This window comes from Nitrospira sp. CR1.1 (assembly GCA_014055465.1).
In the GTDB taxonomy this organism is placed as follows: domain Bacteria; phylum Nitrospirota; class Nitrospiria; order Nitrospirales; family Nitrospiraceae; genus Nitrospira_A.
In genome coordinates this window covers 13056-24585 of record WIAF01000016.1, presented here as the reverse complement: position 1 = coordinate 24585, position 11530 = coordinate 13056, and the positions used below count along the sequence as shown (strand labels likewise).

The window sequence follows — 11530 nt, the reverse complement described above, 5'->3', positions numbered from 1 at the left end:
AAATCGCCGAGTCACGTTGCGAGACCGGCGCACGGAGCCGGGAGGACCCGTGGCGTCCTCATGCAGGACGTTGAGGGGCCGAGGAGTGAGCCCGCCGGCCGAAGGCCCGTCGCAGCAGTGAATCGGCGAGTGCCGCAGAAGTGCTCATGAATAAACCGGGCTTGGATGGTTCTCTATGATGCTGCCGTAGCACGGTGGCCAAGAAGGATCACGGCATGTTGCGACAGACCTACGCCACGGTTATAGTGCTGGTATGCACAATGCGCGTCCGGTCGTCGTTCTTTTGATTGCCCTGATTATCCTGGAAGGTGTCCTCTTCGGCATTGAATCTGGTTCTCCCCTAACAACGATCAAAGACGGCGTCTTATTGGGATTTCTTTTCGGATTGCCCGCGCTGCTCGCAGGTGCGATGATCGTGATCCGTCAACCATGGACCGTAATGGGAGCCGTCATTTACAGCACAATCGCCCTCGCGCTGGACCTCGCAACAATCGTTCAAGAAGCCAGCCAAGCCACCCCACACGTGATCGTCCTCATGCTCATCCTGGGAAGCAGCCTGATCAACTTCCTTATCATGATCCTGGGCGGACGTTGCCTGCTCAGCTTCCACCCTGGCGAACGGCCGCCAGGGTGCCACCATCCCAAACCTCAGTTGCCTTCGTGATCTGAGTCAGACCGATCTTCAATAGCTCGCAGCTCGAACTCGCCTATCCGTTCCTTCTCCACCCTTGGGCAAAGTCCGCCCGTGGCAAAGTTTCGGCAGAGAATCACAAACCTGCAAGTGTTACTCAAGGACATGTGTCAGCCACTGACGAGACCGCCACCAGTTCCCATGACTGAAAGGTGTTCAGCGTGAGCGCAGGCACAATACCCAACGGAATTCAAAGGCGGAGAGCACGGAATGGATGGATTCAATGCCCGAATTGCAGGAAGGCGTCACGAGGAACTCGTATCCCTTATGAGATGAGAGGACTACGTCTTGAACAGGTTCTGACACCAACGCACGGCGGCCAGCACCTCCTCGTAGCGTTCAAAATCAACCGCCTTGAGGAAAATAATGGCGACATATTCGTCGTTTATATCGGTCTGTTCAGTGAAACCAGCCTTGAGGAGGGCAGGGCGTTTCTTGGACACCGCAGGGCCTAGAAAATACTTGGCCTGTTTGGCCACTTCATCGGTTCCTAAATCCTCGGTTGTCCCGTCACACATCAAACTTTTGACGTCGTCCATGGCAATTCCATGCTGACAGAGGCATTGCCCGTCCGACCTCAGCTCCAAGATCCATCCATCATCGCCCAAATCAAGAATGAGGGGGCCGCCAGGCTCCAGCTCATAGAATTGAGGGATATGGGTGCGAAGCTTTGCACGAGCCGCCTCCCATGCAGGAAGAGCCACAGTACTCATGCGCGCGACCGCCGGGGTTGAGGAGTGGGATCTTCAGCAGTCAGACGGGCGCGAAGACGTTCAAGCCGGGCAATGTTTTCAGCTAATTTCGGAAGATCATATTTACGATCCATCCGCACAACTTGCTCCAGCAATTCAATAGCAATGGGCAACTGTCCCAGATCTTCATAACACTGAGCTAACACGTACCGCGCCCCGCCGGCCCGGAGTTCGTCACGGCTTCGTTCGGCAATTGATTGGCTGGTATGACAACAGGCAATGGCGTCTTCGTATCGTTTTTGGATAACGAAGGTCCGGCCTATCATCCGCCAGGCATCGGCAACGCCGCCTTGATTGTTGAGGCGACGCATCAGGACCAGCGATTGCTCATAATATCGAAGTGCGTCATCGCATTGCCCGGTTTCTCTGGACACCAACCCGAGATCGGAAAACAGGACGGCCTTACCCAGCTCATCATGCACGCGCGTCATAATATCGAGCGCTTCGAGATAGTACGCTCGGGCACGATCCCATTCACCGGCGTCCGCGCGGAGATTCCCCAGGTTGGCCAATGTTGTGCCGATGCCTTTGTCGTCCCCCAAAACTTTTTGCAGTTCCAGTACTTCTTGGTAATAATTTTGAGCCGAGTCACGGCGTCCACTAACGGCGCAAATATTTCCGAGGTTCCCCAAAGTGGCACTCAGCGCCCGGTGGTCACCTGTCAAACGGTCACACTCCAACGCTTTTGCATAACAGGCATAGGCATCCGTGTAATGCCCGCGAGCAAAATGTTCGTTGCCCTGGCGATTCAGTTCTTCTGAAAGTCCGTTTCGAAGCGCCATGATTCTTTATGCCTGGAGCACATGCTCCACCGCCTGCTTGGCTCCGAATATGATGCTAGCTCCATCCCCAACGAGAATCGAGTCGAAGTTATATTTCAACAACCGACGAAGCCCTTCCTTGGCCTTCGCAATATCGCCATATCGCTCGGAAGGCAGGAGGTTCAACGCTCCTGCCGGCTTCCCAATCAATGCATCCCCGACAATCAGTACGCCTTTTCCCTGCTGAATATAAAGGGCCGACTCCCCCGGAGACTTCTGATCTTTCAGCTGAATCGCCCAAATACCTCCAGGCAAGAGCTCTCCGTCCCTATAGGTCTTCGACGGCTTCACATCCATCTGCGGCGCATCAGCCTCGGGCACCTGCAATTGACAGCGAAATTCCGCCTGGTAAGTGACCGCCTCGCGCATATGGTCACGATTCGTGACGATAATGTAGTCGAGCGCCCCCTGGCGCCGAATAAGGGTGCTGGCTTCGGCAGTCATCGGAGGAGGATCGATGACAATCTTATGTTCCCCGACCGTAAGAAATAGCCCATTAAAATCGAGCTGTTTTTCTTCGGAAAACCAGGACCACTGCCAAATTCCGGGGAGTAACTGTTTCACGCGCTTCGCCTCACTCTGCCAGAGTTACAAGGTTGAAACCGCGTCCTGCAGGGTCTTCGTCATCTTCGCGCGGATGCCGGCTTCCGTCGGAAGATCAATGATATCGTCCTCTGACACCGTAATGAATTTCCGATTCGCACCTTTGGTCAGGGAGATAAGGAACATGCTGTTGGTTGGCTTCGTCGGAATGACCACCTCGACACCTTGGTCAATGCCTTTGACTACTTCGAGAAACTTACGTTTACCCTCTTCCCATTCGTCCATGGATCCTTTTCTCCCTGCTACATAGCACCTGACGCGGCAGGCGCGGAAGCCAGTAGTTTCTCCACTTCCTGGATAATGACCTCGGCACCGGCCAGTTCCATATTGCCCACCCGCTGCCACCGGATGACACCGCGCTGATCGATCACATACACATTGGGTATAAATTTACCGCCGCCGTAGAGCTTGTCCGTGATCTTATTCGGATCGAGGAGATACGGGTACGTGACTTTCACGGGGAACGCGCTCAGAAATTCGCCCACGTCTCGCTTGGAATTGCCCGACGAATTAATACCGACGACAGCAACATTTTTCCCGACCACCGCTTCGTGAACCTTTTGGAGATTTGTTCCTTGCATCATGCAGGGATCGCAAATATGGAAGAGGCCCAGGACGACTACCTTCCCCTTTAACTGTTCAAGCGAAACGGCGTCTCCGGTAATCGACGTGAGGGCGAAAGCCGGGGCGGGTTCCCCCACCTTAAAGAATCCGGCCGCAATGGCAACGTGAGCCGCCCATAGAGGAACTAGGACAAGGGCAATTATGGTCAGGACCCGTTTCATCAGCGCCTCCTTCCACAAGGCAAGCCAGAGAGGAATACCAACTGCTCTAAATCATGGCATGATCTATCATGCTAATCATTCTGGCATCCTAGCACGCGAATTTTTTCAGGAGCAACCACATAGGCAGGGAAGGTTTGGCTGGGTTGTGAGCGGGGAAGCTCGGCAAGAACGGTGACGGGCAACTTTCAGGAACTTTGCAACCAACGCACAATTCTTCCGCGCATTCGAACGGAAAGAATCCCCTTGGCTATCACTCGATGGAGCGGTCTGAGACAAGCTGCCAACATACGAAGTTTTCGTTGAAAGCGAAACCACGGCAAGGGACGAGTAATGACATCTGCCTCGGCTCGACAGAGTGTCACCCCCAGTTTCCATTGCTCCCACGAGAAGTCTTTGATCGTCACATACAACGCATCAGCACAGTCCTCATCGATGCCATGGCTGGGATTCTTGAGTAACTGCTTCGGCATCCTCCGCACCAGCACTGGTATATCTACATCTGCTTGGATTTCATGAAGAACCGTGCGTGGTAACACCGTGTCAAACAGACTCTGCGCCATGGCTAATCCCAGCAGGACCATCCTCCGACAATGCCATTCGTTCGACTGAAATAGCACTCGACTCCAATCCAATGTCGGCCGCCGGCGCACGAGTTCGGCCACATCACAAATCCATTTGAGTTGTTCCCAGGCGTGTTTGGATCCATGTACGCAGAGCAGAATTAGCAGATCCTCAGGACAAAGCCCCTGCACCGATTTGGTTGGCAGGTTGATCGGTTTCAGCCTGCTCCAGAATACACTCCGGTCTAGCCGGAACCCAAAGTGACGGCGAGCCATGACCCATTGCAGGTCAACAGCTACAATTCCATTCCTTTTCTGGAAGAAGTGATAGGGTTCAGCGGACTCATCATCCGCCCCTTCATCCTGACTGGTGAGTTGGTAACCCTGCGACCACAAGATCTTTCTCGCCTGAGGAATCGCCTCCTGCTCAACGATCAAATCAATGTCCGCACATTCGCGCAAACTGAGGTCGCCATAGGCAACCTGCGCAAGTGTCACGCCTTTGAAAGGAATCGCCGTGATGCCCTTCGCCGCCAACGCGTCAAGCAGCGTCACAAGCTCCTTGGAGAGTAACGTATTTAAGAGCGCATTGGCCTGATTGTGCCGACGGTAGGCTTCATGAATCATCGAGGGCATCGCCGCAGGACAGATCATGGCAAGATTGCGGTAGACCAGGGGCGCGACCCCGTGCGTCTTCGACAATTCCCAGACTACATCCCAATTCATACCGTGACACACCAGGTCCGCAATTTCGACTCGAACAAATTCACTCACCGCCGTTCGCGCACAAAGCACGAGTAAACGTCCCTCCGAAGACATGAGTGAGAGGCCTGGCGACAATACCTTCGGTTTACGCAACCCTTCAGCCACTTGGGACGGTGTCCACCTAGCGATCGTGGGTCCTGCCTGCTGTGCCATCTCAGTTCTTTCTCCTGCCTAACGCTTTTCCAAAAGAGGCGTCACCAACCACGGCAGGTCCATGACGTCACGGCCAAAGTGCAGCCGATAGCAATCTGTTTGCTCAATCAGCCGCGCAAGTGCTTGAAATTCTCGACGAGCTACCTCCGGGTCGTACACGAGCAACGAATGCGGAAGAATCATTTCCAGGGCCACTTTTTTCGACAGCGGTTCCAGGCAGCTGTGGGAAGAATCGACGACAAAAGGAAAAATAATCACGGCGGGCTCACAGGGAGCCCCGAGTGGGCCCGGATAGAGATCTTCGGCATAGAAATAGTGTTTGGGCGTCCCTGGGTGAAGAACAGAGGGCGGCGCAGTGCGCAATTCAGGGAAGAAAGAGATGGTTTGGTTGGTGACATTAATTTTTAGCGGGTATGGGAGAATCTCTACTCTTGTGCCATTCAATCGGAAAAATGGGTGGTCATCGGAGAGATAGCGATATCCGGATCTCAACAAGGACAGAAAGGATGTGGTTTTTCCACGCCCACTAAACCCCGGAATCAACACTCCTCTCCCGTTGTGTTCGAGGGCCGTGGCATGAAAGGTATAGAGACCGCGACGTTTCAGCAGTTCGGTCATCGCGAAATGAACGAAGCTCACACGAATATCGGGCGCCATAGATTCCGGCCGCACAAGGTACCCCTGTGCGGTATGCAGGGCGCCATCGACGACTACCAGACCTTCGTCGTGAAAGTCCGCAATCAACAGTCCCTTGTCCGAGTACATATCGCAACGCCATGTTGTTTGCCGATCTGGTCCGATTGCGAGTCCCGAACCGCTATAGAGCAATAGTGCCGTACTGGGGATTAGGAAAGGGATATCTCGACGGTCGTCAACTGCATCAAATTGCATCAGCGTCGGACGGGGCGCCGTGACGCTGGATAAAAAGTGGTGCAGCAATGTCTCAACGGAATCCATCAACTCGGGCGAGTTGGTGGCAAACCTTATTTCTATGCCATGGATAGAGAGTAGAAGTTCACTCGTCGTCGACATGACGGACATTACCACCTCTTTGTACAAGCCCGCTCAGCGGGTATTATCATCGTTCCACTTAGAGCGGGCTCGCCGGCCGTAGACCGGCCAGCCCGCTGATTCGCGGAACGTTGAGTCTGTTACCAGGGGCCTCTACTTCATGGTGCGAGACAGCTGAATAGCCGTCACATCGCGCAACAACTCGTGCTTCACAAGCTCAGGCTTCACATATTCGCGCTTGGGTTTTTGTTCCATCGGGCTGACTCCTTTTCAGACTAGAATTAGAAAACACCGAAGACCTGTTCGAGCCCCAATTGCCGGACTACCAGCCCTTGTTAGGCCCTGTTTTGCGTGATGACACGGGACAGCTGAATAGCCGTTACATCGCGCAACAACTCGTGCTTCACGAGTTCCGGCTTCGCGTACTCGGCTTTCTTCCGTTGCTCCATCCTTACTCACCTCCTTTCAGTGTGAAGTAACCCCTCCTGGCGGAACTGATCTATCAGATCAAGCAGGTCTGATTGAGCGTCTTGAGACGTCACGTCGAATCTGTCGCAAATAGTCGAACAAATTGCCGCAAGAGAAAGCGCTCCAACGCACTGCTCCCAGACCATGGATCCCACGGCATTCAGGCTGTAATAACGGCCGGTACTCAGATTGAGTAATACGCTCTCCCCATCCAAGACGGTACTGTGGACGTCCTCATTTTGTTTCGGAAAAATGTGAGAAAGATCAACCTTGTGCTCCGTCAAAACCGGTGTCATAGCGGGCATAACCACCTCCTGGCATTCGAAGAACATCCCGATTACGCAGAAACTGTTTTGGGCTTGTCATGAGTCACTTGCGACGCCATGGGTCTGAGAATGATGCCGCTGGATACTGCATATCCAAAAAGGTAGCATTGGGCAGTGGTTCTATCTATTCCCAATGAGGCTGGTGAGAGCTCTCTTTGGAGGGGCAGAACGCCTCCACGAGGAAATTGGCGAGCAGTGGAGGCAGCAATGAGCCGCTTCATGCGAGTGTGGAGACCCGAGTTAATCAGACAGTCAGGCAGGCTGTCGACAAAACGGAGATCTATTGTGCAGAGATTTCGAAGAACGAGAAATTGAGCCCCGCTATGGAACTATCGGAAGAGAGGGTTCGACGACTACTCGGAGGACATTACCGGCGGCTGGGGAAACCTGAGGGTCACAGTGAACGCTTGCCAATAGGAAGAAGGTTCGAGGAACTCACGCCCGTTCAGTGTTAACCAAGCATGGCCTTCCAGGTGCTGCTGGACTTTTCTAACGCCACAATTAAATTGAACAGGAAGCCCTGCTCGCCGAGCGAACAAAAACAGCGTCAGCGCGCGTGGAAAACAATTACCTTTAGGGTTGTAGGGAAATAACGCCAGCCATCGATCCACGTAATAGACCATATCTTCCGTGACTGTTTTCTCCTCACCCCCAGACGCAGACCTGCAGCACAACCAGCGGAGTAGGCGTCGGAGACTCACGACGCGCAAAGCTATCCGGACCCCTAGCACCACAAGCCCTGTGCCAGCAATCAGGCGATATTTCCGGACCCATGACATGCCTCAGTCTAGCAAGGCGCGTGCGGAAGTCCAGACGATCCGATGAAGCAGCGAAAGATCAGGGTCAGCGTGGCAGCTCGAAGAGCCCGAGTTGAAGTTCTTCCGCTCGAGTAAACGAGATAGGATATTGTTCAGTGAAGCAGGCATCGCAATATTGACCGGGCCTACCAGGCGCAGCCTTGACCATGCCCTCAAGACTCAAATAGGCGAGGCTATCCGCGGTAATGTATTTGCGAATTTCGTCGGTGGTATGACTGGAGGCGATCAGTTCCTTCTTCGTCGGCGTATCAATACCATAGAAGCAGGGCGAAACGATGGGAGGAGAACTAATCCGCATATGCACTTCTTTGGCGCCGGCGTGCCGCAACATTTTGACAATTTTCCGACTCGTAGTCCCTCGAACCAACGAGTCATCCACCACGACGACACGCTTTCCTTCTAGGACTTCCGGAACGGCATTGAGCTTGACCTTAACACCGAAGTGGCGAATCGATTGCTCAGGCTCAATGAACGTACGGCCGACATAATGATTGCGGATTAGCCCGCTTTCAAACCGAACGCCAGAGCCCTCGGAATAACCTAAAGCCGCCGGCACCCCTGAATCCGGCACTGGAATCACGATGTCCGCTTCCACCGGGGATTCCTGCGCCAATTGTCGGCCAAACGCCTTTCGGATCGAGTAGACCGCGCCCCCGCCAAAAATACGACTGTCGGGGCGTGAAAAATATACATACTCGAACACACACATTGCGGGCTGAGTCGGGGCAAAAGGCTTATAACTGGTCGCGCCCCGATGATCCAGGACGACCATCTCTCCCGGTTCAATTTCCCGCACATATTCGGCGTCGAGCAAGTCAAATGCGCAACTTTCTGAGGCCACAATCCACGCATCTCGCAAACGTCCCAGACAGAGCGGACGGAATCCATGTGGGTCACGAGCCGCAATGACCCCCTGATCAGTCATGAGCACAACCGAAAAGGCACCACGAACCTGGGTGAGCGAATCAATCACTCGATCGAGCAGCGTATCGGCCCGCGAATGGGCAATCAGGTGAATGATGACTTCCGTATCGGAAGTCGATTGAAAAATGGCGCCATAGGCTTCCAATTCGCTGCGAAGCATGGTGGCATTGATCAGATTTCCGTTATGGGCCACAGCCAAATTCCCGAACGCAAAGTTCACAGTCAGCGGCTGCACATTTTTAAGGCCGGCGCCGCCCGCAGTGGAATAACGATTGTGTCCGATGGCCATGGTGCCGGGGAGCCGCGCTAACGCCTGCTGCGAGAAGATATCGGCAACGTGGCCCTGGCCCTTCTCGACATAAAACTGCTCCCCATCGTTGGAGACAATGCCGGAGGCTTCCTGCCCACGGTGTTGCAGCGCGTAGAGACCAAGATAGGCGAGATTCGCAGCTTCTTTATGGCCGTAAATGCCGAAAACGGCACACTCGTCATGAAATCTATCGGAAGAAATGAGGGGTAATTCGTTGGCCATGACGTATGGACTCTAGTCCTGACCGAGTGCCCGCGGAATCGCCAGGGCCCAATGCTCATGTACGGTGGTCACATCGAGATCGATCACGCACCCCGAGGCACGCTTATCGCCATCCACTTGAATCACCAACCGGCTGCCTCCAACCGTGCCGATGCGTGACGCATGCACGCCGGCGCTCCTGGCTGCATTCAACACCTTGGCTGCCTGTTCCTGCTTCACCGACAATACAATGCGCGATTGGCTTTCTCCGAAAAGCAGCGCATCGCGACGCAAACTATCAAGCGCCAATTGTACCACAGCGCCGAGTCGCCCATCCGGCCCCGAGACGCAACACTCCGCCAGGGCCACGGCCAATCCTCCATCAGAGCAATCGTGTGCAGATTGAACCAAGCCCTCACGAATCAGTCGAATCGTACAGGCCTGCACTGCCTGCTCGTCCTCCAGATTCAACAACGGCGGCGATCCCTGCTCGCGATGATGCACGATCTTGAGATATTCTGTTCCCCCAAGATCCTCACGTGTTCGGCCCAGCAGAATAATGACGTCGCCGTCCTGCTTAAACCACTGCGTGGCCGTGCGATCAGCCTCCTCGACCAATCCCACCATCCCGATCATCGGGGTGGGGTAAATCGACAGGTCATTCGTCTCATTGTACAAACTTACGTTCCCGCTGACGATGGGCACGCTCAACGCCTCACAGGCATCTTTCAGCCCTTCGATGGCCAGCACGAATTGCCACATGACTTCTGGCCGCTGCGGATTGCCGAAGTTTAAACAGTCGGTCACGCCGATCGGTTCCGCGCCAGAACAGGCGAGATTGCGCGCGCATTCCGCAATAGCAATCTTGGCCCCTTCATAGGGATTCAGCAGACAATACCGTCCATTACAATCGACCGATACCGCTAGAGCCTTGTTGGTGCCTTTCACTCGCAGCACCGCCGCATCCGACCCCGGCCGCACCATTGTGTTCGTCCGCACCATGTGATCGTATTGCTCATACACCCAGCGTTTACTCGCAATCGTCGGTGAACCTAAGAGCTGGAGCAGGGCCGCATCCGCGTCCTTCACGTCCGGCAAGGCGTCATAATTCAACGCCTGCAACATCTCTTGATAGGCCGGCGGCGAGCTAGGCCGGTCATATCGCGGACCATCATCTGCCAGGGCCTTGGCTGGAATCTCCGCCACGATTTGACCGTTCTCCTTGAGAACAACCTTGCCGGTATCCGTTACCCGCCCGATGACCGCGACATCCAGATCCCATTTGCGGCAAATCTTGATGACTTCGTCCTCTCGACCGGCCTTGGCCACCATCAACATGCGCTCCTGTGATTCGGACAGCATGATTTCATACGGCGTCATGCCGGGCTCGCGACGTGGGACATCCACCAATTCCAGCTCCACACCAGTCCCCTCCCGCGAAGCCATCTCACAAGCCGAACTCGTCAAACCAGCGGCGCCCATGTCTTGAATGCCCACCAGACAATCGCCGGCCATCAATTCCAAACAGGCCTCGAGCAGGAGTTTTTCCGTGAACGGATCACCGACCTGAACCGTCGGACGTTTTTGAGCCGCCTCCTCATCGAACGAATCCGAGGCCATCGTCGCGCCGTGAATCCCGTCCCGTCCGGTCTTCGAGCCGAAGTAGATCACCGGATTGCCGACCCCTGCCGCTTTGCCCAGAAAAATCTTGTCTTTTCTGGCAATCCCGAGGCAGAACACATTGACCAGCGGATTGAGCGCATAGATGTCATTGAAGACGATCTCCCCACCAACCGTCGGCACCCCCATACAATTGCCGTAACCGGCAATGCCCGACACGACACCCTTGAGAAGATGGCGTGTATTCGCATTGTCCAAGCCGCCGAACCGCAACGAGTTCAACAGGGCGATCGGCCGCGCTCCCATGGTGAAGATGTCTCGAAGAATTCCGCCGACCCCCGTTGCGGCCCCCTGGTACGGCTCTATGAAGGACGGATGGTTATGGGACTCCATCTTGAAGACCGCGCACAGGCCGTCGCCGATATCCACGGCCCCGGCATTCTCACCGGGCCCCTGGACGACTCGCGGACCTGTCGTCGGTAATTTCTTCAGATGGATGCGAGAGCTTTTGTAGGAGCAATGTTCGCTCCACATGGCCGAGAACATGCCCAGTTCGGTCCAGTTCGGCTCCCGTCCCAGAATTTCCAGAATCTTCTTGTATTCAGCCTCGCTCAGCTTGTGCTGCTCAAGGATGGCTTGGGTAATGACCAGTGATTTCATGCGTTGCACATTCTCTATCGTGGATGAGCGCCGATACATCCGGCACTTTTGTTCACGCGCGC

General features: G+C 54.7%; 12 protein-coding genes. 1 reads left to right on the top strand and 11 read right to left on the bottom strand.

What is annotated here, in order from left to right; translation table 11 throughout:
* Positions 1-253 precede the first annotated feature (253 nt).
* Positions 254-664, top strand: coding sequence for a hypothetical protein (locus tag GDA65_19230; protein ID MBA5864820.1), 411 nt, complete (start codon positions 254-256; stop codon positions 662-664).
* A gap of 308 nt (positions 665-972) precedes the next feature.
* Here GDA65_19230 and GDA65_19225 read toward each other — a convergent pair whose 3' ends face one another.
* From GDA65_19225 to purL, 11 genes are all read right to left on the bottom strand, one after another.
* Complete coding sequence (locus GDA65_19225; protein MBA5864819.1) at positions 973-1395, bottom strand: hypothetical protein; 423 nt, start codon at positions 1393-1395, stop codon at positions 973-975.
* A gap of 5 nt (positions 1396-1400) precedes the next feature.
* A complete protein-coding gene (locus GDA65_19220) occupies positions 1401-2225 on the bottom strand; it encodes a tetratricopeptide repeat protein (GenBank protein MBA5864818.1) in 825 nt (274 codons plus the stop codon).
* A 6-nt stretch (positions 2226-2231) separates the two neighbouring features.
* Positions 2232-2828, bottom strand: a complete 597-nt coding sequence (locus GDA65_19215; protein ID MBA5864817.1) for a hypothetical protein — start codon at positions 2826-2828, stop codon at positions 2232-2234.
* A gap of 24 nt (positions 2829-2852) precedes the next feature.
* Positions 2853-3092, bottom strand: a complete 240-nt coding sequence (locus tag GDA65_19210; GenBank protein MBA5864816.1) for a hypothetical protein — start codon at positions 3090-3092, stop codon at positions 2853-2855.
* 17 nt (positions 3093-3109) lie between these two features.
* Positions 3110-3652 (bottom strand): redoxin domain-containing protein, encoded by a 543-nt coding sequence (locus GDA65_19205; GenBank protein MBA5864815.1) that lies wholly within the window; start codon positions 3650-3652, stop codon positions 3110-3112.
* 185 nt (positions 3653-3837) lie between these two features.
* Complete coding sequence (locus tag GDA65_19200; GenBank protein MBA5864814.1) at positions 3838-5130, bottom strand: hypothetical protein; 1293 nt, start codon at positions 5128-5130, stop codon at positions 3838-3840.
* Between the two features lie 18 nt (positions 5131-5148).
* On the bottom strand, positions 5149-6162 hold the full coding sequence (locus GDA65_19195) for a hypothetical protein (protein ID MBA5864813.1): 1014 nt from the start codon (positions 6160-6162) through the stop codon (positions 5149-5151).
* A gap of 434 nt (positions 6163-6596) precedes the next feature.
* Entirely contained in the window at positions 6597-6941 is a 345-nt protein-coding gene (locus GDA65_19190; protein ID MBA5864812.1) for a PqqD family peptide modification chaperone, read from the bottom strand.
* Positions 6942-7288: 347 nt separating this feature from the next.
* Positions 7289-7714, bottom strand: coding sequence for a lasso peptide biosynthesis B2 protein (locus GDA65_19185; GenBank protein ID MBA5864811.1), 426 nt, complete (start codon positions 7712-7714; stop codon positions 7289-7291).
* Between the two features lie 64 nt (positions 7715-7778).
* The gene (locus GDA65_19180; protein ID MBA5864810.1) at positions 7779-9209 is read right to left on the bottom strand and encodes an amidophosphoribosyltransferase; all 1431 of its coding nucleotides are present in this window, start codon (positions 9207-9209) and stop codon (positions 7779-7781) included.
* A gap of 12 nt (positions 9210-9221) precedes the next feature.
* The gene (purL, locus tag GDA65_19175; protein ID MBA5864809.1) at positions 9222-11468 is read right to left on the bottom strand and encodes a phosphoribosylformylglycinamidine synthase subunit PurL; all 2247 of its coding nucleotides are present in this window, start codon (positions 11466-11468) and stop codon (positions 9222-9224) included.
* Between the last annotated feature and the right edge of the window lie 62 nt (positions 11469-11530).